Source organism: Paraburkholderia sacchari (assembly GCF_000785435.2).
GTDB lineage: Bacteria > Pseudomonadota > Gammaproteobacteria > Burkholderiales > Burkholderiaceae > Paraburkholderia > Paraburkholderia sacchari.
The window spans coordinates 527,176-551,366 of sequence record NZ_JTDB02000003.1; the positions used below are offsets into that span (position 1 = coordinate 527,176).

Sequence of the window (24,191 nt, forward strand, 5' to 3'; positions counted from 1 at the left end):
TGGCTTACGGAGTCAGTCATGAATCTGATTGAAAAACTCGAGCAGGAAGAAATCCAGCGCGTGCTGGGCGAGAAGACCATCCCCGAATTCGCTCCCGGCGATACGGTGATCGTCAACGTGAACGTGGTCGAAGGCAACCGCAAGCGCGTTCAGGCATACGAAGGCGTCGTGATCGCAAAGCGTAACCGCGGTCTGAACTCGTCGTTCATCGTTCGCAAGATCTCGTCGGGCGAAGGCGTCGAGCGTACGTTCCAGACGTACTCGCCGCTGCTGGCAAGCATCGTGGTGAAGCGTCGCGGCGACGTGCGTCGCGCGAAGCTGTACTACCTGCGCAACCTGTCGGGCAAGAAGGCTCGCATCAAGGAAAAGCTGGTGTCGAAAGACCGCGCAGCTGCTCCGGCCGAGCAGGCGTAAAAGCTGTAAGAAAAAGCACCCCTCGGGGTGCTTTTTTGTTTTTGGCAGCAAAATATCAAAATGTGCCTGAATTCAGAGTCAGCCGTTGATCCGTCCAGTATTTGAACCCGAAAGCCTGCCGATCGAATCGACGGGCATCGACCTGCCTCATGTCGCCGCCGGCCGCCTAACGCCCGACGGCCTGCGCGCGCGTTTCGAGCAACGCTTGCCGTGGGAGCCGGAGCTCCAGGAGGCGCGCGTGACCGAGATTCGCGATCCGCGCGAAGCCGCCGTGCTGATGCCAATCGCGATACGGCCCGGCGGCCTCACCGTGCTGCTCACGCAGCGCGCCGACAACCTCAGCAACCACGCCGGCCAGGTGAGCTTTCCCGGCGGCAGCCGCGAGCCCGCCGACGCCACGCCCGTCGCCGCCGCGCTGCGCGAGGCGCACGAGGAGGTGGATCTCGATCCCGCGCGCGTCGAAGTGCTGGGCGCGCTGCCCGATTACCTCACGGGCACGGGTTTCAAGGTGACGCCCGTCGTGGGCCTCGTGCATGAGCCGTTCACGGTGATCGCCGATTCGCTCGAAGTGGCGAGCATCTTCGAAGTGCCGCTCGAGTTTCTGATGAACCCCGCGCATCACCAGGTGCGCGTGCTGCGCTGGGAGGGTGGCGAGCGCCGCTTCTTCGCCATGCCGTATCCGCAGACGGTTGCGGGTGTGAGTGGCACACACTTCATCTGGGGCGCGACGGCGGGCATGCTGCGCAACTTTTATCGCTTCCTGCTTGCCTGACGCAGGGCGTTTTTGCGGTGCGGCGGGCGCCGCTGTTGTGTCTTTGCAGCCACTTGCTCAGGCACATCTGGCCCTGTGATATCGTTGCAACAATTTCTGAAAACCCCTTTTGCAATCCCACTTGCACGGCGCGTGGCATGACTTTCTTCTCCGTATTGCTGGCTCTCGTCATCGAACAGGTGCGGGCGCTTTCGCCCAATAATCCGGTGACGGCGCTCCTGCGCCTCAATGCGGACTGGGCCGCGCATGGCTTCGATGCGGGCAAGAAAAAGCACGGCCTGATTGCCTGGCTCGTGGTCGTGGTGCCCTGGACGGTGGCCACCGCGCTGATCTACTACGTGCTTTATCGCATCAGCTTCGTGCTGGCGTTTCTCTGGAACGTGGTGGTGGTGTACTTCACGCTGGGCTTCCGGCAGTTCAGCCACTATTTCACCGACATTCACCTCGCGCTGAACAACGACGACGTGCCGCGCGCCCGCGAGATCCTCACCGAATGGACCGGCATCGACGCCGTGGACATGCCCGTGAGCGAGATCGTGCGCCATACGCTCATTCACGCCGTGGTGGCCTCGCACCGCCACGTGTTCGGCGTGTTCTTCTGGTTTCTTGTGCCGATCGGGCCGGCGGGCGCCGTGCTGTACCGGATCGCCGAATATCTGGCGCGCGCCTGGTCGCGTCCCGTCGACGACCGCACCGAGGCCTTCTCGGACTTCGCGCAGCATGTGTTCTTCGTGATCGATTGGGTGCCGGCGCGGCTGACGTCGCTGGGCTTTTCGATCGTCGGCAATTTCGAGGATGCGATCTACTCGTGGCGCAACCATACGAACCAGTGGCCCGACACCAACGAAGGCGTGCTGCTCGCGACCGGCAGCGGCGCGCTGGGCGCGCGTCTTTCCGGGCCGCTCGCGGAGCAGTCGAGCGTCGACGCACTGGCCCAGCCCGGCGAGGGCGATCCGTACACAGTGGGCGACGACTGCACGCCGCGCACGCTGCAATCGGCCGTGGGCCTCGTGTGGCGTGCGGTGATCCTGTGGATGATCCTGCTGCTCATGCTGACCATCGCCGTCTGGATCTGAACGATCCTGGCGCACAAGGTACAACGGCTCGCGATCAGCGAGCCGTTTTTGTTTTCACGCGCCAGAGACGTTTCATTCGTCGCGCGGATCACGCTCGCGGCCGCATTGCCAGCACACCGTGAATTGCGCTTCCAGCGTCTCGCCGCACTGCGGGCAGCGCCACGATGGCGCGCCCGGGGGCGGGCCGTTCGTGGCATCGGCGATCAGCTTGCGCGCAAGGGTTTCGTCGCGTTCGTCGGTTATCCAGATTTCCGGCGCGCACTGATCGGCGGGAATCTCGCCCATCGCCCCGCTCAGATAGCGGTTGTGCAGCTCGCACGGCACGCCGGCGGCCGCGAGGATATTCATCCAGTGCTGGGCAATGAGCACGTTCGGTGCGCGCGCGAGCTTGAGCATGGTGGTATTGGGGCAGGGCGTCAGCGCACGATCTGGCTGATCTCGTGCACGAGCTGCGCATAGAGCGCGTGGCGCTCCGGCGCGACGCGGCCGTCTTCCACCGCTTCGAGCACTGCGCAGCCCGGCTCGTGCAGATGATGGCAGTTATAGAAGCGGCAATGCGCGAGCAGCGGGCGGAACTCGGGGAAGGCGCGCTCGAGCGTGCCTTCGGTGAGGTGGTAGAGCCCGAACTCCTGGAAGCCCGGCGAATCGATCAGCGCGCCGCCCTCCGGGAGTTTGTAGAGACGCGTGAACGTCGTGGTGTGGCGGCCGCTATTGAGCGCCGTGGAGATCTCGCGCGTAGCGGCCTCGGCGTCGGGAATCAGCAGGTTCACGAGCGTCGACTTGCCCATGCCCGATTGGCCGAGCAGGATCGTCTGGTGGCCGTGCAGATGCTCGAGGAGAATCGCGTGCGCCTCCTCGGGATGCTTCTTCTCCGATACTTCCAGCACCGTGTAGCCCAGCGCCCGGTAGCGCTCGAGCCGCTGGCGCGCGAGCGGCAGCGCGTCTTCCAGATCGATCTTGTTGAGCAGGATGATCGGCTTCAGATCGTTGGCAACGGCTGCCACGAGCGCGCGGCCGAGCAGGTCTTCGCTGAAATGCGGCTCGGTGGCGAGCACGATCAGCAACTGGTCGAGGTTGGCCGCGAACAGCTTCGACTTGAACTGGTCCGAGCGGTACAGCAGGTTGCGCCGCTCGCCGATCGCGACGATCACGCCCTGGTCCGCCGAAGTCGACTGGTATTCGACGCGGTCGCCCACCGCGACCTCGCTCTTCTTGCCGCGCGGGAAGCATTGCAACGCCGCGCCGCCGCCGTCGGGCGCGACCAGGTAATGGCGGCCGTGCGCCGCGATCACGACGCCGTGCAGCGTCGCCCCCGTGCCTGCCTGTGCGCCGCCGGCGGCTTTCGTCGCGCGCCGGTTCATGCGTGCGAGAGCAGTCGGTCGATCCGCTGCGAAGCCGGCGGATGCGAGTAGTAGAACGCGGTGTAGAGCGGGTCCGGCGTGAGCGTGGACGCGTTGTCCTCGTAGAGCTTCACGAGCGCGTTGACGAGGTTTTGCGCATCGGTTTGCGTGGCGGCGAAGGCATCGGCCTCGAACTCGTGCTTGCGCGAACTCAGGCTGCTTAACGGCGTGACGAAGAACAGGAACACCGGCACGGCGAGGAAGAACAGCACGAGCGCGAGCCCGTCGTTGCCGCCGAGCAGCGACGGCCGCACGCCTAGACCCTCGTAGAACCACACGCGCTGGGTGAGCCAGCCGAGCACGCCGAGCAGCACGAGGCTGATCGCGAACGTGACGACCATGCGCTTGATGACGTGGCGGCGCTTGAAGTGGCCGAGCTCGTGCGCGAGCACGGCTTCGATCTCGCTGCCCGAAAGGCGCGCAAGCAAGGTGTCGAAAAAGACGATGCGCTTGGCCGCGCCGAAGCCCGTGAAATAGGCGTTGCCGTGCGCGGACCGGCGGCTGCCGTCCATCACGAAGAGGCCCTTGGCCGCGAACCCGCAGCGCTGCATGAGCGCCTCGATGCGCGAACGCAGCGCCTCGTCGCGCAGCGGCTCGAACTTGTTGAAGAGCGGCGCGATGAAGGTAGGGTAGAGCACCAGCACGAGCATCTGGAACGCGACCCAGACGACCCAGGTCCAGAGCCACCAGAGGCTGCCCGCCTGCTTCATGAGCCACAGCACGACGAAGAGCAGCGGAATGCCGAACAGCGCGCCGATCAGCAGGCCCTTGATGCGATCGGCGAAGAAGATGCGCCGCGACATGCGGTTAAAGCCGAAGCGCTCCTCGATCACGAACTGGCGGTAGTAATCGAGCGGCAATTCGACGATGCCGCTCACCGCGAGCACGGCGGCGACCAGCGCGATCTGGCCGACGTAGTCGCGCCCGATCAGGTCAGAAATGCCGAGGTCGATCGCCTGCACGCCGCCGAGCAGCGTGAGCGCGATCAGCACGACCGCGGAAAGCACGATTTCGATCATGCCGAGGCGCGTGCGCGCGACGGTGTAGTCGGCGGCGCGCTGATGCGCGGCGAGCGCAATGGTGGCCGCGAACTGGGTGGGCACCGCGCCGCGATGCGCGGCCACAAAGCGGACCTGGCGCGAGGCGAGCCAGAGCTTGGTCGCCACCATGGCCAGCACGGCGATCACGAAAATCACGCTGAAAGTCAGCGCGGGGGACAACGCAGTTGAGGAGGTCGACATCCGGGGAGTCCGTGGTATCTATGCGACAATTATATGTTCTCGGCGGCCCGGCCATGGCATCCGCGCAAGGCGCTTGCTTGCAGCGTGCGGGCCGTGCCTCTATGGCGCGTCCGCGCCGCCTCTCAACCGTTTCAGGCTGCTTCACATGACTGATATCACTTCTGCCGATCCGGCGGGCCAGGCGACTCCGGCGATGGAGCGCACCGACATGAACTTGATCTGGCTCGACATGGAAATGACGGGGCTCGATCCCGACAACGACCGGATCATCGAAATCGCCGTGGTAGTGACCAATTCCACGCTCGACAAGATCGTCGAGGGGCCCGTGCTGGCGATCCACCAGCCCGAAGCCGTGCTCGACCGCATGGACGAATGGAACCGCAATACGCACGGCCGCTCGGGCCTGACCGAGCGCGTGCGCGCTTCCACCGTGACCGAGGAAAGCGCAACGGAGCAGATTCTCGCGTTTCTCTCGCAGTACGTGCCGCCGGGCAAGTCGCCGATGTGCGGCAACTCGATCTGTCAGGACCGGCGATTCATGGCGCGCTGGATGCCCACGCTAGAGCGCTTTTTCCACTACCGCAATCTGGACGTGAGCACGCTCAAGGAGCTGTGCCGGCGCTGGCAGCCGACGATCTACAAGGGCTTCCAGAAGCGCGCGATGCATACGGCGCTGGCCGACATCCACGAGTCCATCGACGAGCTCAAGTACTACCGCGAGCATTTCCTGATTCCGTCTGCGGGCACGGCGAGCGCAGACGCCCCGGCGGGCGGAGCGGCCCAGTAACGCCGAGGCGCCCACAGGCGCGGGCGCCGCACAACAAGCAGGCCGCAAGGCGGCAGGCAGATTACGCGCGCGGCGCTCGCTGCGCGCTCTTGGGCCGGAACGCCGCAACGACGTTCGGATCGGTTTCGATATACGGCCCGCCAATCAAATCGATGCAGTACGGCACCGCCGCGAAGATGCCCGGCACCTTCGTCGCGCCATGCTCGTCGCGCAGGCCTTCCAGCGTTTCCTTGATCGATTTCGGCTGACCCGGCAGGTTGATGATGAGAGCAGCGTGGTCGTCAGTTTCGCGGATCACGGCTACCTGGCGCGAAAGAATTGCCGTGGGCACGAAATTCAGGCTGATCTGGCGCATCTGCTCGCCGAAGCCGGGCATTTCCTTCGTGGCGACCGCGAGCGTCGCCTCGGGCGTCACGTCGCGGCGCGCGGGGCCGGTGCCGCCCGTGGTCAGCACGAGGTCGCAGCCGAGGCCGTCCACCAGCGCCGTGAGCGTGGCCGATATCGTGGCTGCGTCGTCGTGGATCAGGCGCGTTTCGGCGCGCCACGGCGACTTCAGCGCGTGGCCGAGCCACTCCATCAGCGCCGGAATGCCTTTGTCCTCGTAGACGCCGCTGGTGGCGCGGTCGCTGACCGATACCAGGCCGATCACCAGTTCATCTGGGTGGCTGCGCTCAGGCTTCGTCATCTTCGCGGTCCTCTTCATCGCGCGCGTGCTCATCGGCGTCGTCGGCGCCCTGGGCGCTCACGTCCTTGATCCACTGGAACAGTTCGCGGAAGTACTTCGGCGGGCGCGCCTGCTCCTGCTCGCGACGCGCGTTGCGAATCAGCGTGCGGCCTTCCTGCGGATCGGCGGCAGGATGCTGGCGGATGAATTCGGTGAGGGCATCGTCGCTCGCGAGCAGCTTCTCGCGCGTGCGCTCGATCCAGTGCAGGCGCGCCGTGGCGGCCTTGTTCACGCCGCGATACTCGTCGAACGCGGTGCGCAGCGCGGCGACTTCGTCCTCGCGCAGGCCGCGCATCATGCGCCCCACATACTGGAGCTGGCGGCGCTTGCCTTCGTGGTCGGTGATGCGGCGCGCCTCGTGGACGGCGTCGGCGAGGTCTTCCGTCATGGGCATGCGCTTGAGCGCGTCCTTGGGCAGCTCGACGAGCGCCGTGCCCAGCTCCTGGAGCGCGGTCATCTCGCGCTTGAGCTGCGACTTGCTCGGGCGATCGTAGCCGTTGTCGTCGACTTCGGCGGCAACGTCGTTCATGGGTTGAATGCGGGTTTTGCGTTTCATGACGCGTATTGTAGCGTGCGCGCGCTGTCGGATCGGCGCATGTCGGGCAGTCGCCGGCCATGCGGCTGCGGTACGCGTTCGCATACCTTGCTATGATCGCGAAACGCGCTTCTTAGCAGAGTTTTGGCGAAGCGCATGATCCGACACACCCGACACACGACAAGCGGGCCGCTCCGGCCCGAAACCGGACCGTAACGACAATGGCTGCAGACATCGAAGCCCGGCAACGATTTTTCCCGCACACCCAGGACGAACTCAAGGAGATCGCGTCGGATATTCTCCGTCACGCGAATGCGCTCGGCGCGAGCGACGCCGCGACGGAAATCTCCGAAGGCGATGGCCTGTCGGTTTCCGTGCGGCGCGGCGAAGTCGAGACCATCGAGCACAACCGCGACAAGTCGGTCGGCGTGACCGTCTACATTGGCAACAAGCGCGGCAACGCGAGCACCTCGGACTTTTCCGCGCAGGCGCTCAAGGACACCGTGGCGGCGGCCTACAACATCGCGCGTTTCACCGCGGACGACGACTGCGCCGGCCTCGCCGAGCCCGACCTGCTGGAAACCGCGCCGCGCGACCTTGATCTCTATCACCCGTGGAGCCTCACCGCCGACGAGGCCGTCGAGATCGCGCGCCGCGCCGAGGACGCCGCATTCGCCACCGACCGCCGCGTGACCAACTCGGAAGGCGCGAGCGTTTCGGCGCAGCATTCGCAGTTCGTGCTCGCCACCTCGGGCGGCTTCATGCACGGCTACCCGTATTCGCGCCATTACATCGCGTGCGCGCCCATCGCGGGCACGGGCCGCAGCATGCAGCGCGACGACTGGTACACCTCGCGGCGCAACGCGAGCGAGCTGGCCTCGCCGGAGGCGGTGGGCCGCTATGCCGCCGAGCGCGCGCTGTCGCGCCTGAACGCGCGCGGTCTCGACACGCGCAAGGTGCCGGTGCTGTTCGAGGCGCCGATCGCGGCGGGCCTGCTCGGCGCGTTCGTGCAGGCCACGAGCGGCGGCGCGCTCTATCGCAAGACCTCGTTTCTGGTCGACAGCCTCGGCAAGCCGGTATTCGCGCCGCATATCCAGGTGGTGGAGGACCCGCACGTGGCGCGCGCCGCGGGCAGCGCGCCGTTCGACGAGGAAGGCGTGCGCACGCAACGGCGCGAAGTCGTGAAGGACGGCGTGGTGCAGGGCTATTTCCTGTCGTCGTATTCGGCGCGCAAGCTCGGCATGCAGACGACCGGCAACGCGGGCGGCTCGCACAACCTGCGGCTGGAAAGTTCGCTCACGAACCCCGAAGACGACTTCGAGGCCATGCTCAAGAAACTCGGCACGGGCCTCCTGCTCACCGAACTGATGGGGCAGGGCGTGAACTTCGTGACGGGCGACTATTCGCGCGGCGCATCGGGTTTCTGGGTCGAGAACGGCAAGATCCAGTATCCGGTCGAGGAGATCACGGTGGCGTCGACGATGCAGGAGATGTTCCGCCACATCGTCGCCGTGGGTGCCGATACGCTCGCGCGCGGCACGCGCCAGACCGGTTCCGTGCTGATCGAGCGCATGACGGTGGCGGGCCAGTAAGCGCGCGCTAGCCACCTTCCTTCGTTTCAATGCACAACGGCACGCCTTGGCGTGCCGTTGGTGTTTTTGCGCGTGTTTTCGACGCCCGGTTCTACCCTCAGTCGCGCCGCTCGTAAGTGACGAACGCGAAATCGAAGTTGTTGGGCGCATTCGCGTGCAGCGTCTCGCGCGCCGTTTCGCGCCAATGCGCGGGGTCGGGCGCGGGGAAGGTGGCATCGCCTTCGAAGTCGGTGGCGATCTCCGTGATGATCAGCTTGTGCGCGAGCGCGATGCCCTCGGCATAAAGCTGCGCGCCGCCGATCAGGAACGCTTCGGGCGCCTGGTCCTCGGCTGCGAGCGCGAGCGCGGCGTCGAGGCTCGTGACCGTGTCGCAGCCGGGAAAGCGCCGGGTGGCGTCGCGCGTGACGACGATGTTGCGGCGGCCAGGCAGTGCGCGGCCAATCGATTCATGCGTCTTGCGGCCCATCACGATGGGCGCGCCCATGGTGGTGCGCTTGAAGAAGGCAAGGTCCTCGGGCAGCCGCCAGGGCAGCTCGTTGTCGCGGCCGATCACGCCGTTGCGGGCGCGAGCGACGATCAGGGTGAGCGTCGTCATCGAGTCAGTCGAAGTGCGTTGGAATGGAAAAGCCAGTTGCACCGATTCTACCCGACGGCCTTATCGCCGCTCCTGGCGTCAAGCCTGCGGCTCGATCGGCAGGTCCGGCTGGTTCTCCGCCTCGCCGTCGAAGATCGTCTTCTCGTCGCGCAGGCCGTGTGCGCCCATGAGCCGGTAGAGCGTCACGCGCGAGATGCCGAGGTCGGCGGCCGCTTCGGTCAGGCGATGGCGATGGCGCAGCAGCGCCGCCTCGATCGCGCGTTTTTCCGCGGACTCGCGAGCCTCGGCGAGCGTCACCGTCTGCTGAGCGGTGAACTGGTCGAGATCGAGATCCCCGGCCGAGATCAGCTTGCATTCCGCCATCACGATCGCGCGCCGCACGCGGTTGATGAGCTCGCGCACGTTGCCGGGCCAGTTGTAGTTGTACATCGCCTCGATGGCGTCGGGCGTGAAGCCGCGGATCCTGCGCGCGCTGTCCTGCTTGAACTTGTGCAGCACGTGGTGCGCGAGAATTTCGATGTCCTTGCCGCGCGCGCGCAGCGGCGGCTCGTCCACGCGCAGCACGCACAGCCGGTGAAAGAGGTCGGCCCTGAAGCGCGAGTCGCGCATTGCCGCTTCGAGATCGACGTGGGTGGCCGAAATGATGCGCACGTCCACGGGAATCTGCTCGTGGCCGCCCAGGCGCTCGATCTTGCCCTCCTGGAGAAAGCGCAGCAGGCTCGCCTGGCTTTCCATCGGCAGGTCGCCGATTTCGTCGAGAAAGAGCGTGCCGCCGTTGGCTGCCTCCACACGTCCGATCTTGCGCTGATGCGCGCCCGTGAACGCGCCGCGCTCGTAGCCAAATAATTCGGATTGCAGAAGATGATGCGGAATCGCGCCGCAATTGATCGGCACGAATGGCGCTTTGCGCCGCGCCGAACGCTCGTGGATCGCGAGCGCGGTGAGCTCCTTGCCGGTGCCCGATTCACCCGAGATGAACACCGTTGCGTCGGTGTTCGCCACCTTGCGGATGGTGCGAAAGAGCTGCTGCATCGCCTCGCAGGTGCCCACCATTTCGTCTTCGTCCGCGCTTGCGGCCGACGCCGGCGCACGGTCGAGATCGCAGAGCGTGACCATGCCGAACGCGTGGCTCACGAGATAGTCGAGCGTCGCCGGCGCGACTGGCAGATGCACGTAGTCGAAGCAGTAGTGGCGGATCAGGCGGCGCACTTCGGGGTCGGTTAGACGCTTGGGGTCGGTGAGCGCAATCCAGCCCACCTGTTGCAGCCGCAGCACGGCTTCGAGCGCGGCGAGGTCGCGCGCGGTGAAGCTGGTCAGATCGACGATGCCCGCGCAGGTCGGCTCCGCTTTCACGAGCCGCGCGGCCTCGGCCGCGGTTCTCGCCGTCGCGACGTCCCAGCCGCGGCTCTTCAGATACGCGCCGAGCTGTGTGTCCGGCACGCGGGCGACGTACAGCAGCATGCGGTCGATGTCGGCAAGCGACCCGCCATCGGGGCCGCAGGCGGGCGTGCATTCCGCTGTGCGCGCAGCGGCGTCGGGTTCGCGCGTCCCGGTTGCCGTCGCGTTTTCGGCCGTTGCTGCGGGTGCGGGGTGCGGCGGCGCGCCCGGCATGGCGAGCCTCTGGCCCGCCCCGGCTAAAGGTGTCACGGTGGCGCCCAGATGGGAAGAATCGCGCACGATCGGCCTCGTCTTCATTAGAAGGTGTAGGGGAACCGCAAGCCGACGACGAAGTTCGGCGCATCGGGCGTGAGGCCGACCGACACCACGCCGTTGATCGTCAGGTGCTTGTTGACCACGTGATTCAGGCCGAAGTTGAGCACCGACGCCGTGGTCTCGCTGCCCGGCACGCCGGTCCAGCTGCCTCCGGGCGCCTTGGTCTTCGACTGCGGCTCGATGGCCATGGTGTAGGAGATGCTGGCCGAATCCTTGTCGGAGAAGGCGAGCGCCACGCCGCCGCCGAACTGGATGATGTCGCCGAGCTTCACCTCGGCCGGCTGCGTCTGCCCGACGACCGACGAGATATCGGCGAACGAGCGTGCGATGTTGTACGTGTACGAGAAGCTGCCGAACAGCACCACCGGATCGTAGGTCTTCAGCACCGAGACGCCGGCCGTGACGTTCCAGAAGCCCGTGCCCGTGGGCAGCTTGCTCGGCGCGACGAGGTTGGTGTTGTCGGGCGTGAGCTGCACCACCTTGATGCCGAACGGCGAGGTGCCGGTGTCCGTCTTCACGCGCAGGCTGCCGACCACGTCGGGCAGGCTGTTGGTCTCCTTCAGGAACTGGTAGTAGATCCCGAAGTTCACGTCGCCGATCGCGTGCGAGCTCACGGACGCATCGGAGAGCGTGTTCGCCGCGCCGCCAGCGCCGCCCACGATGAAGCTGCTGTGGCGGTAAATGTACGGGACGTCGACGTCGATGCTCATGCGGTCGGTGATGCCGTACCGCGTGTCGAGATCGGCCATGAGCTGGTGCGACTTCGTCTGGCCGAGGTTGATGTTGCCGAGGAAGATTGCATCGAGCGCGAGGAAGCCCGAGAGCTGCAGCTGGCGCCGGTCGTAATAGGTGTCGCTGATGCCCCAGTCCAGCGTGAGCTTGTGGTCGAAGAGCGGTGCGTGTTCGCGCTGCACGACCGCTTGCTCGGCCTCGGTGCGGGTGGGCGCGGCGTTCTTTTGCGTCTCGCCCACGGTCGGGTTCGCGCCTGCATTGGCGCCCGCGTTGACGCCGACGGGCGCGCCTTGCTGCGGCCCGCTCGCGGCGGACGAACCGGTGGCGCCGGTGGCCGGGCCGCTGTCGGGCGAGGGCGGATTCACCGGCACGCCAGTGGCGGTGCCGGTGAGGGAGCCAGGCGCGGTGGCGCCGGGCAGCGCTTGCGCGAGCGGCGGCAGCGGCACGGGCAGCCCGTCCGCGCCGGGCTGGTCGGCGACGCTCGCGCCGTCGCTGGCGGCCGGCGCACCGGCGCCCGGCATGCCGCGTCCGCGCTGCGCCATTTCGAGGTTCGTGACCTGGCGCTCGAGAGACTGGATTTGTCGCTGCTGCTCGTCCACCACGCGCATCAGCGTGTTGAGACGTTCTTCGACAGACTGGCTTTGCAGCGCCTGCGCATGTGCGGTTTGCGCGAGCGCGAAAAGCAGGACTGCTGCTGGAATGGCGGCGAGCGTTAAACGCGGCGCTGCCGTCGGGTACGACGTGATCATTCTTTTTCCCCCGGATCGAAAGTCGATGCACGACAGAACCCCCAGGTTCCGCGCACGCATCGTCGATACGCTTGCTCGGTGTTGCTTCACGCGTTCTGGCGGTTCGCGTGCTGACCTCCTTCAGGTGTCTCCTTGTGGCGGCCGTCGATGGCGGTCGGCGGCATCTTGTTGCTGTAACCAGGCGGCGTTTTTTTAGCGGGTGTTGCGTAGAGCCTGTAATACGCCGGCCTGCCGGATCATTTGTGCGTTCAACTGCTGCGTCTGCAAGCTGAGTTGCAACTGGTTTGCGACTTGCTGGTTGTTGCCCGCGACCTGGAGCAACTGGGCAATGGCGCCCGCCTGCTGCGCGCTGCCGGGCACGATGTTCTGCGTCGCCATGCCGGCGGGCGTTTGCAGCGTGACGTTGATGCCGTTGCCGCCGAATGCGATGCCGGCCTTGATGGTGCCGTTCGCGTTCGAAGCCGCTGCGCTCGTCTGATTGGCGCCCGCCATGCCGGCGATCTGCAGCGCATTGCTGTAATCGATGGTCGCGGCGTTGGAGCCGACGTTGCCATTGCCGGCCACCTGGGTGATCTGCGATACGCCGTTGACCGACACGTTCTGGCCGCCCGAGGCCGAGGTGTTCGGCATGGCGCCGCTATTGCCGATGTTGGTGCCGCCCGCCATCGGGTCGGTGACGTGCGCACTGGTCTGCACGCTCGCGCTCAGCTTGTTGGCCGTGTTCTGCGAGACGGCGAGCGCGCCTTGCGCGACGGCGCTGGCGCCATTGGGCAATTGCCATTGCGACAGTACGCTGAGCACGAAGCCGGAAATCATGTCGCTGCCGGCGTACTTGCCGGTTTGATGCGCGAGCACGTCGTCGTCGACTAACTCGCAGCGCACGGGCTGTGCGTCGGGTCCGCCCGCCGAGAGAAATGCAGGCAAGGCCGCCTGGGTGGCGGCGAGGCTTTCTGCTGCGCACGCATTGCCCGAACAAGCGCAGGCGAGCGCGCAGACACCTGCCGCGATGCCACACTGTGAGAGGTTGCGTTTCATGGCTATTCAGGACTTCAGAACATCAAGGCCTTGTCGAGGCCGTATTCGAAGAAAGGTGTCGGCGCCGTACCGTTGAGCAGGGCGTTTTCGCGCAGCTTCAGCGCGATCGACTCGTTGTTCTGCAACAGCGGAGAATCCTCCAGAAACGGTTTGCCGAGCACGGCGAAGACGAGCCCGTTCCACGTCTTCGCAAAATCATCCTCGGCAACGATGCGATTGCCGAGCGCGGGGTCCGCAATGAAGACGCGGTTGTTCTCGGCATGCTTGACGATCACGAAGTGCTCGTAGCCTTCGATGTTCATGAGGACGAGCACGGGAATCTGCAGGTGATAAAGCGCGTCGGTATTGACGCGAAAGCCCCGGCCGCGCAGGCCGATCGTTTCGACGAACTTCTTCATGTCGAGCATGGAGAAGCCGTTCTTCACGACCACCTCGGGGGTGGAGAACACCATCATGCGCCGGATCAGTTCCGGTTCGGGAATGTCGATGCCGTAGCCGTACTTGAGCAGCGTCGCGAGCGCGGCCGCGCCGCAGCTGTAGTCGTATTGCTGTGTGACGACGCTGTTGTAGCGGATCTCGCGCATCGAGCGGACCGGCAACTTGATCGGCACGCCGATCAGGTGGGTCGCGTCGATGGTCGACTGCGCCTGGCAAGGTATCCACGCCGCGGTGGCGGCGAGCGCCAGCGCGATGGCACATGTTCTTGACGCCGGGGACGAAACGGACCCGGACATGGTGGTCTCCTGCATCTGGTTTGCGCGCCAGCCGCTATGTGATAGCAGCCGGCGCGCCGGGGTGCAGCATGGAATTACATCGACTATCGAGTTGATTAGTGATGCTTAGTGGCCGTTACTCATTGCGGCGATGGCCATGCCGTTGTGCTGCAGATTGCCGATGCCGCCGGCAATGTTCACGCCGATGTTGCCGCTTGCGCCGGTGAGGGTGTTGGCGCCGAGGCTAGCCGTGCCCTGGAACTGGCCCGTTGCCGTCATGCCTGCGTTCTGCACGTTTTTGTCGGTCGCGACCATCGCCGTCGTTTGGGCGGAGCCAGCGTTCTTGGCCGTCGTTACGGAGCCGGCGAGGCTGTTGTTCTGCGCGTTGCCGATACCCGAAGCGACGTTCACACCGACATTGCCCGAGACGCTGGCGAGCGAGCCGTCACCCACCGATGCGTTCAGATTGAAGTTTTTCACATTGGCTTTGCCAGCGGACGCCTGATTGTTAAAGATCTGAGCGTTACCGAACACATTGCCCACATCGACCGAAGCGAGCGCGACGTCGTTGCTTTGCGCGTTGTTGATGCCTTCGGCGATGTTCACGCCCAGGTTGCCCGTCACGCCGGTTGCCGCGCCGTTGCCCGTGTTGGCGTCGAGCGTGGCGGCCTTGCGAGTGTCGGTGTGAACTGTCAACGAGCCGGTCGTCTTTTCGTCGACGGTCTTCAACGAGTCGCTCACGCTATAGCCCCACGTGTTCCTGGCTTCCGTGGACCTCGAGGACGAATGCGAGTCCTGCGACTTGCTGGTGCTCGATTCGCTGTACGAATGGGCGTACGTGTTTTTTGAATTGCTCATCCGGTCGCCGGAGCCGCTTTCCTTGGTCGTGACCGAGGCGTTCAACGAGGCATCCGCGTAGCCCGTGTTGGCCGTGCTCGTGCTCTTGTCGGAATTAAACGTGTTATTGAACGACCAGGTCTTCGCGTCCTTCGCCGTGTTGTTATTGTCGTGGGAGCTGTTCTTCGTTTGCGACGTGCTTTCCGAGCCGCTCAACGTCAGGCTGGCGGAGCCGTTTCTTCTGTTGCCCGTATGCGTCCACTTGGCGCTTAGCGACAGGTCGCCCTTGGCGCTCTGCGAATTCATCGAGCTGTTCGAGCCGACGTTGCTGGACGTATCGCTGAAGCTGGAGCCGCCGGTATCACTGACCTTGTTGGAAACCTTTGTGTCGCTCGTGGATCCGCTGTCGGTCTTGACGTGGACGGCCGCGTCGATGCTCGCGCTGCGGTTCTTGTCGTAGCTGTAGCTGCTCGACGAGCTCTTCGTGGTCGAGGCATTCACATCATGCGTTCTGGACGACGACCTGGAAGACATTGACCCGTCCTGTTCGCTGTACGACGTGGTCGCGTAGGCGGAGTTCGTGCCCGTGCCGTTCACGCTCCAGTTCCTGTCGTTATAGGTGGTCGTGACGTTGCCGAACTGGTAGCTCTGCGCCTGCGGAAGCAGCGTGCCGCCGCCCGTGGTCTGCGTGTTGTTGATGACCGCGCCGGCCGTGCTCGAGACGTGGACGCGTCCAGACATCCTGACAGAGCCGTCCATGTCCACCACGTCCGTCACGCCGGTGAGGTTGAAGAGGATAGCGGTCTTGGGGCCTGCGAAAGCGGAACTAGCCGCCGTCGCGAGTACTGCTGCTGCGATGAGGGTGCGCTTCATGTTTCGCTCCGATACTAGTGGTCAGTTAAAAAAGAGTGCCCGCCGGGGGACGGAGCACAAAACTGTTTGCCGTAGCGTTACCGGCGCCGGCTGTCTGGTTCACCTGTACGAGGCCCGTTGCATTCCTGAAGGCCGCACCGTCGATGCGTACCTCACGAATGCCGCGTGTCTCGCCAATCTGGTTGCCCGTACGGCCGTTCGTCGCGCTGGCCGAGGACAGTTCTCCGTCCGATACCAACGCGACTCCGAGCGCCCCAGTGCCGATCTGCGCACTGTTGCGCTGGATGTTGCCCACGCCCGCCGACTGATTCACCATCATGGCGCCGGACGTGTTGGAGAAAGCGCCCGAGCCGATCAGCGCGCTGGCGTTGCCGAGCCGCGCGCGCGTCGTGGCGCCTTGTTCGTCGAGATTCACATTGGCGACTGAGCCGCCGCTCGTGATGGTCAGCTGGTTGGCCTGGACGTTGTCGAGCCCGGCCGCTTCGTTTACGGCGAGCGCGCCGGTGGTCGAGGTCGCGGCATTCGGCGCGATCACGGCGGTTGCGCCTACGTTGACCTGGGCTTGCGCGGTCGTTGCGAGCGTCGCCAACGAGGCGCCGAGGGCGACGGCTGCCAATGCGCGCGAAATGGCCCGGACGTGCGTGCGGCGGCTCATTTCATGCTCCCGATGGCGCCCAGCGCGCTCGTGATCGGCGCGATGGCGCCGGTGACCGTAGACGAGATCGTGCCGCCCAGTCCGCCGACGGCCTGGGCGCTGCCGCCCGCGCCGAGCGCCGAACTGGTTGCCGCCGGATTGCCCACGAGAACGCGGGTGACGGCCTGTACGCCCGCGGCCTCGCCGGCGAGTGCGCCAGTTGTGTTCACGCCGGAATTGCCGTGCGCATTGGTGAGGTCGGTGTCGTTCACGAGCGTCGCCATCGTCGGGTCGAAGGTGTTCTTCGGGAACGTGGTGGCCCGCACGAGCACCGGGTCCTGGCTCTTCGGCACGGCGGCGAAGGCGCTGCGCGGGGTGATGTCGCGCTCGACGATGATGTCGCCGGGATTGATCACCTGCTGTGCGCCGACGTCCGCCGCCAGCACCGCCGCGAACGCGGCGCTCAGAACGGCCGCGAGTCGGGCGGAGCACCGGCGCTCAGCGGGCGTCTTGAAGCGAACGATCATGTCTGTCTCCATCTCTGTTTCCGGCGCGGCGCGCATTGGGCGCCGCCTCTGCGCCGCGCTGAGCCCGGCACGGGGCCGGTTTCGGCACTAACCGCGTTGTTTGCCGCGTTCTTTTCCAGTTATTTCCGGACGTAGCTGGCGAGGTTGCCCTGCGCCGCCTGGCCTGCGTCCACCGGGATCGGCAGCGGCGTGGGCGGGCCGATCTCGTCCCACAGCGTTACGCCGTTGCCGCGCATGAGTTGCGGCGTGGCAGCGATCATCACCATGCCCACGGCGCCGCCGCGCTGGCGCGCGAGCGTCTGGTCGTCGATGGCGCCCACGCCCGCGAGCACCGTGTCGTCCCCAGCGGGGCCGGGATCGGCGGCGAGCGCGTCGGTACCCGTGGCGGCGCTCAAGTTCTTGCCGCTGGTGCCGTAATAGGAGGAATCAGGGGCCATGCCTGTATTGAGCGTCACGCTCGCCATGGCCGCGTCTGTTGCAGGAACGACATCCGGGTTCGCCGCGACGACACTCGCACTTGCCACATCCCCAGCGGTTTGTGCGCGCGCCGACGGCGCGAGGGCGAAGAGCACGGCGGGAATCAGCACGGCGGCAAGCATGCCGCACGGGCCGGTTACACTGCGCCTGATGTTCGAAAAAATGAGTCGCATGGCGTATCTCCTGGTGCGAGACATTTAGCGAAACGTGTGCCATGCCACGCAATCCGTTGATACGTCGCGGGTTGGAATATTTTCTACGGATTTTGAATAGCGGATTTTCGCAAAAACGTTTCAGCGCTGAAACGCCGGGCTGTTTTAACCCCCCGAAATTGGTCGAAAAGTTTCAGGGGAAACGTTTGCGCGATTTTTGTTCTACGCAGTCCGGCGTGTCTGGAAAACAGTGCGGGAGCCAACAGAATGGAAACATCCGCAATTCATTTTCCTCTTACAATTCAGTGGTCATGTAATGGAAACCTTTCCATCGCGCCCTTATCGATTCGCGCCGCATATTTTCTATCCAACATCCCGATCCATATAGTAAGCTTTAGAAAAACGCGTAATAGCCATAACAAAGGCCCAAAGAGGGCCAAATTGACCACACGCCGCAGTTCGGGGATTCACTGTCCGCAAAAGCCCCTATGTTCGCCCGCGTTTAATTGCGCCTGGCGAATGGTTTGTTTTGCGGCGTGTCTGTACATCAGGTGCGTGCCGTCATTTCGCAACGATGTGTTGGCAAGAGGATCTGAATAATGGAATCCGCAATGCGGCAATTGGTTTACGTGACGCGCAAGCCGAACGAAGCGCTGAACGAGCGGTTCCACGAGCGGGGCTGGCAGGTGGAGATCGTGGGCAACGCGCGGGACGCGCGGCGGGCGTTGCGCGCAGGTTCGCCTGCGGGCGGGCTGCTCGACTTGACCAGCGAGTTCCATCTCCATGAGATCGGCGCCTTCGAGCCGTGTCTGACGTTGCCTAACGTGGGCTGGGTGGCCGCGACCACCACTGGTCAGTTGCAGGACGCCAATTTGCGCCGTCTCGTGCGCGATTACTGTTTCGATTACGTAACGGTGCCGTGGAGCGGCGAACGCATCGTCGATTCCGTGGGCCATGCCTATGGCATGGTCACGCTTTGCGAGCGTGCCTCGAACGACCATTCGGGCGGCGCGGAAGGCGAAATGGTGGGCTCGTGCGAGGCCATGCTGGCGCTCTTCCGCTCGATCCGCAAGGTCGCGATGACCGACGCGCCGGTGTTCATTTCAGGCGAGTCGGGCACCGGCAAGGAACTCACCGCGGTTGCCATTCACGAACGTTCGTCCCGGCGCAATGCGCCGTTCGTGCCCATCAATTGCGGGGCCATTCCGCCGCATCTGCTGCAGTCGGAGCTATTCGGCTACGAGCGCGGCGCATTCACAGGTGCGAGCCAGCGCAAGACCGGGCGCGTCGAAGCGGCCAACGGCGGCACGCTTTTTCTCGATGAAATTGGCGATCTGCCGATGGAAAGCCAGGCGAGCCTGTTGCGCTTTCTCCAGGAAGGCAAGATCGAGCGGCTGGGCGGCCATCAGTCGATGCCGGTGGATGTTCGCATCATCTCCGCCACGCACGTGGACATGCGCGCGGCGATGGTCGAAGGGCGCTTCCGCCAGGATTTGTATCACCGCCTGTGCGTGCTGCAGATCGACGAGCCGCCGCTGCGCGCGCGCGGCAAGGACATCGAACTGCTCGCGCGGCACATGCTCGAGCGCTTCAAGAAAGACGGCGGGCGGCGCCTGCGCGGCTTTTCGCCTGACGCCATTGCGGCGCTGCATAACTATAGCTGGCCGGGCAACGTGCGCGAACTCATCAACCGCGTGCGGCGAGCGATCGTCATGTCGGAAGGGCGCGCGATCACGGCGCGCGACCTCGAACTCGGCGATTACGTCGAGGTGGTGCCGGTCTCGCTCGCGCAGGCGCGCGAGGCCGCCGAGCGCCAGGCCATCGAACTCGCGTTGCTGCGCCATCGCGGGCGGCTTGGCGACGCCGCGCAGGAGTTGGGTATTTCGCGTGTGACGCTGTACCGGTTGTTGTGCGCGCACGGTATGCGGCATATGGAGAGCGATCCGCTCGCGCCGCATTCGGGCGGGCTGATTTCGGGGGGCGGGGCCTGAGGGTGACCCGTGGGCGACCTGAAGGTGATCGAAAGACGGCCTCGCTGAGGGGACCATAAAACGGCTGCGCAAAACAGCCGGACAAGCGCTGAAGAAGCAGGCGACGAAGAGCCGGATACGGCCATGAGGGTGCTGGAAGGTACGGAAGGTGCAGGGGTGCAAGGCGGGTCCGTGCGGGGGCGCGGGTTCGTGCGGCAGGCGGCTCGCGTGTGTGAGCCGCCTTGTCCGCTTGGCTTGCGACAGCATCCGCTGATTCATGCGGTCCGGGTTTGCCGATGGCGATATTGCGAATTATTCACAATCATTTGTGCACGGATTTGCCACGCGGCCGTCACATTATTCTGTGCGTCGATTTTCTCCGTTTGCTTTTGACATATAACCTCCGTGCGGCGTATTAATTATTTTGCATTTCACTTTGCCGAGATAATGCGTATTGCATAACCATGTCGGGTCGATACGCCGTTGTGTCGTTTGCGCCTTCCTGCTCGTTCCCCGCTGGTTCCGCGCTGCCAGTCCCTCCGCTAACCCCGCTGCTAGCCCATCGAGCCGGATCTGCCGTTTGCCCGCTTGCTATAGAATCTCGCTTTTGAATCCGCATCGGGCGCGCTCGCGCGCCCGCTCAGGGAAGCGCGCATGAAACAGTACCTCGAGCTCGTCCGCTCGATTCTCGACACCGGCACCTGGCAGGAAAACCGCACCGGCATCCGCACGATCAGCATGCCGGGCGCGATGTTGCGCTTCGACCTGCAACAGGGCTTCCCCGCTGTCACGACGAAAAAGCTCGCGTTCAAGTCGGCGGTGGGCGAGCTGATCGGCTTCTTGCGCGCCTCGCGCAGCGCAGCGGATTTCCGCGCGCTCGGCTGCAAGGTCTGGGACGCCAATGCGAATGAGAACGCACAGTGGCTGGCCAATCCGTACCGCCGCGGCACCGACGATCTGGGCGATGTCTACGGGGTGCAGTGGCGCCAGTGGCCCGCCTACAAGGTGCTCGACGCCGGCGCGAGTGCGCAGCTTGCCGACGCGCAGGCGCGCGGCTTTGCGCGCGTGAGCGAGTTCAGCGAGGACGGCCGCCCGAAGGTGCTGCTCTACAAGGCGGTCGACCAACTGCGCCAGTGCCTCGACACGATCATGAACAATCCCGCCGACCGCCGGATTCTGTTTCACGGCTGGAACCCGGCGGTGCTCGACGAGATCGCGCTGCCCGCGTGCCATTTGCTCTACCAATTCCTGCCGAACGTCGCAAAGCGCGAGATCTCGCTGTGCCTGTACATCCGCAGCAACGACGTCGGGCTCGGCACGCCGTTCAATCTGACCGAAGGCGCGGTGCTGCTGCATCTCGTCGGCCACCTGACCGGCTACACGCCGCGCTGGTTCACGTACTTCATCGGCGACGCGCACATCTACGAAAACCAGCTCGGGATGCTCAACGAGCAGCTGCGCCGCGAACCCTACGAGAGCCCGCGCCTCGAGATCGCCTCGCGCGTGCCCGAGTACGCGAAAACCGGCCTCTACGAGCCCGAATGGCTCGAAAAAGTCGAGCCGTCGGACTTCTCGCTATCAGGCTACCGGCATCACGATCCGCTTACCGCGCCGATGGCGGTCTAGCGTGCCGCTGTAGTGCCGTGGCGCCTGGAGCGACGCACGATAAACAAAGCCCGCGAACGGTGACGTTCGCGGGCTTTTGCGTTGATGGCGCGTGCTTTTCGGCGCGCGCCGGGGCAGGTGGGCTTAGCCGTGATGGCGATCGTCGTGGCCGCCACCGCCCGCTTGCGGATGCGGTTGGGGCTGAGGCTTCGGCTGCGGACGGGGCTCTGGGCGCGGCTGCGGTTGGGGCTGTGGCTGCGGGTGGAACTCGGCACGCGGTTGCGGTTGGGGCTGCGGCTGCGGGTGAAACTCGGCGCGCGGTTGCGGTTGGGGCTGCGGTTGCGGGTGGAATTCCGGACGCGGTTGGGGCTGCGGTTGCTGATGGAATTCCGCGCGCGGCTGAGGTTGCGGGCGCGGCGCTTCGCGTGGCTGCGGTTGGGGCTGCGGCTGCGGATGGAACTCGGCCCGCGGCTGGGGTTGAGGCTGCGGGCGCGGTTGCTCGCGCGGCTGTGGTTGCGGTTGCGGATGAAAATCGCCGCGTTGCTCCGGCTGCGCCTGGGGCTGCGGGCGCGGTTGCTCGCCCGGTTGCGGTGCGCGCGGTGCTTCGCCCGCGGAGGGTTGCGGTATGCGGGCAGGCGCGCCGTCACGCGGCTGCTGCATTGCTGCGAAGGCTTGCTGGCGGTTCTCCTGACGCGGCGCTGCGCCGCCGGGCTGCTCACGCTGGGCAATCGGTGCGTGCGGCTGCATCCACGACGGCTGATGCGGCGCGCCCGGCGCGCCTGACGTCGCGCGACCATTCATGTTGCCGGCAGTGCCCGGCGTGCCGGGTGCGTGCGGTTGGCCGCCGGGCAGGCTGCCCTGCGGTTGCGCACCTTCCGGCCGGCCGGCGAACTGGGGCGGACGCGGTACGCCATGCGCTTCGTTCGGCTGTCCGGCGGATGGGCCGTGGCCGTTCGCCATTGCGGGCGGCATGCCGGGCTGGCCGGCTTGCTGCGCGCGCATGGGCATGGGCGCGGACGCGTTCGGGCCGTGCGGGCCGCCTTGGGCGAATGCGCCCGGACGCGGCGGCTGACCCTGCGTTTGATTCGGAATTTGCCCCGGCATCTGAGCCGGCGTTTGACCGCGCATCTGACCGGACGCCTGACTGGGCGCGCCGTCGGGTCGCCCCGGCCGCCCCGGTTGGCCGGGTTGGCCGGGTTGGCCGGGTTGGCCGGGTTGGCCGATGGGTTGGCCACCGAGTTGGCCGTTGGGCCGGCCCGTAGCGCTAATCACCGGCGAGTGCGGTGGCACGACGCGCACGTTCTGCTGCGGCCATCCTCCGCGCGAGGCGGGCGAGAAGGGCGAGTTGGACGCGTTGGGGGAGAGCGGGGCGTGTGCCGGCGCGGAGACGCGCACGACGGGCGCGCCCGCGCCCGGCACGGCGCCGCCGCCACGGGCGAAGCGCTGCGCGAGGTTGTCGTGGAACGCGGGCGGCGCAACCGGCGCGCGCGTCGCCACCACTTGCCGCTGATTGAGCGACGCCGGCGGCCGGTAATCGGCGCGGCGCAGGTTCGGGCCGAAGCTGCCCTTGACCGGCGCGATGCCCGGCGTGCCCGACTGGATGCGCGCGTTCTGCCACTGGCGCGGGTCGACGCGCTGAGCGAAGCGCGAGGTCGGCTGGCCGTGTACGAAGGCCGTGGCGGGCACGGCGGTCACGGCGCCCGGCACGCGGTAGTTCACGAACGTGTTGTTGTGCACATTGACGTTCGTGATATTCGTGATGTTCACGTCGTGGCGGTAGTTATTGACGATCACGGTCTGATTCACGCGGTCGTAGTAGCGCGGGCTCCAGTCGCCCCAGTGCGGATGCCACGGTTCGCCCGGCCCGAGCGCGAACCACGCGACGCCCGCCGCTGCCGCGCCGCCAATGGCGAGATTCACGCCCCAGTCGGGGCCGCCGCGGCCACCGCCCACGAACGCGACAAGCGCGGGCGCGTAGACCGGCGGCGCGGTCTCGACAATCGGGCCTGGCACCCAGGCCCACGAATCGTCGACGTAGGCCCAGCGCCCGTAGTGATAAGGCGCGAAGCCCCACGGGGCGTCGTCCACCCACGTCCAGCCCCATGGCGCTTGCCACACCCAGTGGCCGTCGTGATACGGCGCCCAGCCCGAGGGCACGTCGTTCGGCGTCCAGACCTCGCCGTACTGCGGACTTTTATGCCACGAACCGTTGGCGTCCAGGTCCTGATAGCCGGGTATGTCGCGCGAGACATAGCGCGCCGAAACCGAGCGGTCCTCGGCCGCGTCGCGTGCGAGCGCCCACTGGTCGAAGGCGTCGGGTGGCGGCGCGGGCTCGCTCGCCACCTGCTGCAGATCGGTGCCGGCAAAGCGGATCTGCTGGCCCGCCGAAATCGGCATCTGGCCGTTCTCGCCGTATACCGTCACATTGCCGCTGCGCACCGTAACGGTCGTGGCGCCGCCGTCGGGCGCGACGTCCACGCGATAGTCGCCGGGGCTGGTCACGCCGAGCGCGAGATTGGGCGTGTCGATTTCGTATGCGCTGCCGGGCGGCAGCGCGCGCACGCGCGTCGAGAGTGTGCCTTGCGCGACTTTGAGCTGGGTGTTCGAGTCGTCGAGATTGAGCACGTCGACGCTCGTTTGCGGGCCCATGCGCACCGCCGTCGAACCGATGTGCATCTGCGAGCGCGCATTGGCGTCGTTCCAGAGCTGGTCGCCGGTCGTGAGCGGGCGGTTCAGCTGCGCATAGGACCAGTCGGTGGCGCCGGCTGGTTCAGTGGTCACGTCGCCCGCCATGTAGTCGAGGCGCGCGACGCGTCCCGGCGGGTCGCCTGCGGCGGGCGCGCCCTGTGCCCACGCGTTGGCGCCGCTCAGGCTGAGTGCGAACGCGGCGAGCACGGCGCCGGCGATCAGCGTGCGGCCTGGCGGGCGGCCAAGCGGGCGGTGTGCGGCGTGCGAATTCGGGGCTTCGTGCGTGGTGAGCGATGGGGTGCGCGTTGTCATGTTGGTTCTCCAGCCCCTGGAGCGAATTTCAGGAAGCT

At 65.9% G+C, this 24,191-nt stretch carries 22 protein-coding genes; 7 read left to right on the forward strand and 15 right to left on the reverse strand.

From position 1 onward, the window contains the following. Positions 1–18: 18 nt before the first annotated feature. The 3 genes from rplS (at position 19) to NH14_RS14690 (ending at position 2,262) form a co-directional block, all read left to right on the forward strand. Positions 19–414: a 50S ribosomal protein L19 gene (rplS, locus tag NH14_RS14680; protein ID WP_035522529.1), complete on the forward strand. Its 396-nt coding sequence runs from the start codon at positions 19–21 to the stop codon at positions 412–414. Positions 415–499: 85 nt separating this feature from the next. Continuing rightward, a complete protein-coding gene (locus tag NH14_RS14685; protein ID WP_035522530.1) occupies positions 500–1,186 on the forward strand; it encodes a CoA pyrophosphatase in 687 nt (228 codons plus the stop codon). A gap of 137 nt (positions 1,187–1,323) precedes the next feature. Further along, positions 1,324–2,262: a CobD/CbiB family protein gene (locus NH14_RS14690; RefSeq protein WP_035522534.1), complete on the forward strand. Its 939-nt coding sequence runs from the start codon at positions 1,324–1,326 to the stop codon at positions 2,260–2,262. 72 nt (positions 2,263–2,334) lie between these two features. Here the strand turns inward: NH14_RS14690 and NH14_RS14695 are convergent, their stop codons facing one another. From NH14_RS14695 to NH14_RS14705, 3 genes are read right to left on the reverse strand one after another with little or no spacing between them, the layout of a single operon-like run. Further along, complete coding sequence (locus NH14_RS14695) at positions 2,335–2,658, reverse strand: putative signal transducing protein (protein WP_035522535.1); 324 nt, start codon at positions 2,656–2,658, stop codon at positions 2,335–2,337. A gap of 20 nt (positions 2,659–2,678) precedes the next feature. Then, complete coding sequence (rsgA, locus tag NH14_RS14700) at positions 2,679–3,623, reverse strand: ribosome small subunit-dependent GTPase A (protein ID WP_035522537.1); 945 nt, start codon at positions 3,621–3,623, stop codon at positions 2,679–2,681. Beyond that, positions 3,620–4,903 (reverse strand): M48 family metallopeptidase, encoded by a 1,284-nt coding sequence (locus tag NH14_RS14705; RefSeq protein WP_035522540.1) that lies wholly within the window; start codon positions 4,901–4,903, stop codon positions 3,620–3,622. Before NH14_RS14705 ends, rsgA begins: the two co-directional genes overlap by 4 nt. 145 nt (positions 4,904–5,048) lie before the next feature. Between NH14_RS14705 and orn the strand changes: the two genes are divergently transcribed. Next, positions 5,049–5,690, forward strand: coding sequence for an oligoribonuclease (gene orn / locus NH14_RS14710; protein ID WP_035522546.1), 642 nt, complete (start codon positions 5,049–5,051; stop codon positions 5,688–5,690). Positions 5,691–5,751: 61 nt separating this feature from the next. On the opposite strand, the gene mog is transcribed toward orn, so the two are convergent. Together mog and yjgA are read right to left on the reverse strand one after the other, a co-directional pair. Then, positions 5,752–6,375: a molybdopterin adenylyltransferase gene (mog, locus tag NH14_RS14715; protein WP_035523015.1), complete on the reverse strand. Its 624-nt coding sequence runs from the start codon at positions 6,373–6,375 to the stop codon at positions 5,752–5,754. Beyond that, positions 6,362–6,970, reverse strand: coding sequence for a ribosome biogenesis factor YjgA (gene yjgA, locus NH14_RS14720; RefSeq protein ID WP_035522549.1), 609 nt, complete (start codon positions 6,968–6,970; stop codon positions 6,362–6,364). Before yjgA ends, mog begins: the two co-directional genes overlap by 14 nt. A 200-nt stretch (positions 6,971–7,170) precedes the next feature. Here yjgA and pmbA point away from each other — a divergent pair, with 200 nt between their 5' ends. Next, complete coding sequence (gene pmbA, locus NH14_RS14725) at positions 7,171–8,541, forward strand: metalloprotease PmbA (RefSeq protein WP_035522551.1); 1,371 nt, start codon at positions 7,171–7,173, stop codon at positions 8,539–8,541. Between the two features lie 97 nt (positions 8,542–8,638). Here pmbA and NH14_RS14730 read toward each other — a convergent pair whose 3' ends face one another. The 9 genes from NH14_RS14730 to NH14_RS14770 form a co-directional block, all read right to left on the reverse strand. Next, entirely contained in the window at positions 8,639–9,136 is a 498-nt protein-coding gene (locus tag NH14_RS14730) for a dihydrofolate reductase (RefSeq protein ID WP_035522554.1), read from the reverse strand. A gap of 78 nt (positions 9,137–9,214) precedes the next feature. Further along, complete coding sequence (locus NH14_RS14735; RefSeq protein ID WP_152617083.1) at positions 9,215–10,597, reverse strand: sigma-54 dependent transcriptional regulator; 1,383 nt, start codon at positions 10,595–10,597, stop codon at positions 9,215–9,217. A gap of 233 nt (positions 10,598–10,830) precedes the next feature. Continuing rightward, positions 10,831–12,330 carry a hypothetical protein gene (locus tag NH14_RS14740; protein ID WP_035522557.1) on the reverse strand — a complete coding sequence of 500 codons (1,500 nt, stop codon included), beginning with the start codon at positions 12,328–12,330 and terminating at the stop codon, positions 10,831–10,833. Between the two features lie 192 nt (positions 12,331–12,522). Then, positions 12,523–13,365: a hypothetical protein gene (locus NH14_RS14745; RefSeq protein WP_035522559.1), complete on the reverse strand. Its 843-nt coding sequence runs from the start codon at positions 13,363–13,365 to the stop codon at positions 12,523–12,525. A 14-nt stretch (positions 13,366–13,379) separates the two neighbouring features. After that, positions 13,380–14,099 (reverse strand): C39 family peptidase, encoded by a 720-nt coding sequence (locus NH14_RS14750; protein ID WP_035522562.1) that lies wholly within the window; start codon positions 14,097–14,099, stop codon positions 13,380–13,382. A 105-nt stretch (positions 14,100–14,204) separates the two neighbouring features. Then, positions 14,205–15,788, reverse strand: coding sequence for a FapB/FapC family functional amyloid domain-containing protein (locus NH14_RS14755; RefSeq protein ID WP_035522565.1), 1,584 nt, complete (start codon positions 15,786–15,788; stop codon positions 14,205–14,207). Positions 15,789–15,813: 25 nt separating this feature from the next. Then, a complete protein-coding gene (locus NH14_RS14760; protein WP_035522572.1) occupies positions 15,814–16,443 on the reverse strand; it encodes a FapB/FapC family functional amyloid domain-containing protein in 630 nt (209 codons plus the stop codon). After that, complete coding sequence (locus NH14_RS14765) at positions 16,440–16,949, reverse strand: FapA family amyloid fibril periplasmic chaperone (protein WP_052147832.1); 510 nt, start codon at positions 16,947–16,949, stop codon at positions 16,440–16,442. The genes NH14_RS14760 and NH14_RS14765 overlap by 4 nt, the downstream gene beginning before the upstream one ends. A gap of 119 nt (positions 16,950–17,068) precedes the next feature. Then, positions 17,069–17,599, reverse strand: coding sequence for a hypothetical protein (locus tag NH14_RS14770; protein WP_084225107.1), 531 nt, complete (start codon positions 17,597–17,599; stop codon positions 17,069–17,071). A gap of 578 nt (positions 17,600–18,177) precedes the next feature. Here NH14_RS14770 and NH14_RS14775 point away from each other — a divergent pair. Together NH14_RS14775 and NH14_RS14780 are read left to right on the forward strand one after the other, a co-directional pair. After that, positions 18,178–19,569, forward strand: coding sequence for a sigma-54 dependent transcriptional regulator (locus NH14_RS14775; RefSeq protein ID WP_035522573.1), 1,392 nt, complete (start codon positions 18,178–18,180; stop codon positions 19,567–19,569). Between the two features lie 633 nt (positions 19,570–20,202). Next, on the forward strand, positions 20,203–21,174 hold the full coding sequence (locus NH14_RS14780; RefSeq protein ID WP_035522574.1) for a thymidylate synthase: 972 nt from the start codon (positions 20,203–20,205) through the stop codon (positions 21,172–21,174). 123 nt (positions 21,175–21,297) lie between these two features. Here the strand turns inward: NH14_RS14780 and NH14_RS14785 are convergent, their stop codons facing one another. After that, positions 21,298–24,153, reverse strand: a complete 2,856-nt coding sequence (locus tag NH14_RS14785; RefSeq protein ID WP_035522587.1) for a DUF6600 domain-containing protein — start codon at positions 24,151–24,153, stop codon at positions 21,298–21,300. Positions 24,154–24,191 lie beyond the last annotated feature (38 nt).

What these genes read in the sequence shown, in the direction of transcription:
- rplS (WP_035522529.1), top strand. Translation starts at nt 19, where the DNA reads ATGAATCTGATTGAAAAACTCGAGCAGGAAGAAATCCAGCGCGTGCTG.
- NH14_RS14690 (WP_035522534.1), top strand. Translation starts at nt 1,324, where the DNA reads ATGACTTTCTTCTCCGTATTGCTGGCTCTCGTCATCGAACAGGTGCGG.
- NH14_RS14695 (WP_035522535.1), bottom strand. Translation starts at nt 2,658, where the DNA reads ATGCTCAAGCTCGCGCGCGCACCGAACGTGCTCATTGCCCAGCACTGG.
- rsgA (WP_035522537.1), bottom strand. Translation starts at nt 3,623, where the DNA reads ATGAACCGGCGCGCGACGAAAGCCGCCGGCGGCGCACAGGCAGGCACG.
- NH14_RS14705 (WP_035522540.1), bottom strand. Translation starts at nt 4,903, where the DNA reads ATGTCGACCTCCTCAACTGCGTTGTCCCCCGCGCTGACTTTCAGCGTG.
- orn (WP_035522546.1), top strand. Translation starts at nt 5,049, where the DNA reads ATGACTGATATCACTTCTGCCGATCCGGCGGGCCAGGCGACTCCGGCG.
- mog (WP_035523015.1), bottom strand. Translation starts at nt 6,375, where the DNA reads ATGACGAAGCCTGAGCGCAGCCACCCAGATGAACTGGTGATCGGCCTG.
- yjgA (WP_035522549.1), bottom strand. Translation starts at nt 6,970, where the DNA reads ATGAAACGCAAAACCCGCATTCAACCCATGAACGACGTTGCCGCCGAA.
- pmbA (WP_035522551.1), top strand. Translation starts at nt 7,171, where the DNA reads ATGGCTGCAGACATCGAAGCCCGGCAACGATTTTTCCCGCACACCCAG.
- NH14_RS14730 (WP_035522554.1), bottom strand. Translation starts at nt 9,136, where the DNA reads ATGACGACGCTCACCCTGATCGTCGCTCGCGCCCGCAACGGCGTGATC.
- NH14_RS14735 (WP_152617083.1), bottom strand. Translation starts at nt 10,597, where the DNA reads ATGCTGCTGTACGTCGCCCGCGTGCCGGACACACAGCTCGGCGCGTAT.
- NH14_RS14740 (WP_035522557.1), bottom strand. Translation starts at nt 12,330, where the DNA reads ATGATCACGTCGTACCCGACGGCAGCGCCGCGTTTAACGCTCGCCGCC.
- NH14_RS14745 (WP_035522559.1), bottom strand. Translation starts at nt 13,365, where the DNA reads ATGAAACGCAACCTCTCACAGTGTGGCATCGCGGCAGGTGTCTGCGCG.
- NH14_RS14750 (WP_035522562.1), bottom strand. Translation starts at nt 14,099, where the DNA reads ATGTCCGGGTCCGTTTCGTCCCCGGCGTCAAGAACATGTGCCATCGCG.
- NH14_RS14755 (WP_035522565.1), bottom strand. Translation starts at nt 15,788, where the DNA reads ATGAAGCGCACCCTCATCGCAGCAGCAGTACTCGCGACGGCGGCTAGT.
- NH14_RS14760 (WP_035522572.1), bottom strand. Translation starts at nt 16,443, where the DNA reads ATGAGCCGCCGCACGCACGTCCGGGCCATTTCGCGCGCATTGGCAGCC.
- NH14_RS14765 (WP_052147832.1), bottom strand. Translation starts at nt 16,949, where the DNA reads ATGATCGTTCGCTTCAAGACGCCCGCTGAGCGCCGGTGCTCCGCCCGA.
- NH14_RS14770 (WP_084225107.1), bottom strand. Translation starts at nt 17,599, where the DNA reads ATGCGACTCATTTTTTCGAACATCAGGCGCAGTGTAACCGGCCCGTGC.
- NH14_RS14775 (WP_035522573.1), top strand. Translation starts at nt 18,178, where the DNA reads ATGGAATCCGCAATGCGGCAATTGGTTTACGTGACGCGCAAGCCGAAC.
- NH14_RS14780 (WP_035522574.1), top strand. Translation starts at nt 20,203, where the DNA reads ATGAAACAGTACCTCGAGCTCGTCCGCTCGATTCTCGACACCGGCACC.
- NH14_RS14785 (WP_035522587.1), bottom strand. Translation starts at nt 24,153, where the DNA reads ATGACAACGCGCACCCCATCGCTCACCACGCACGAAGCCCCGAATTCG.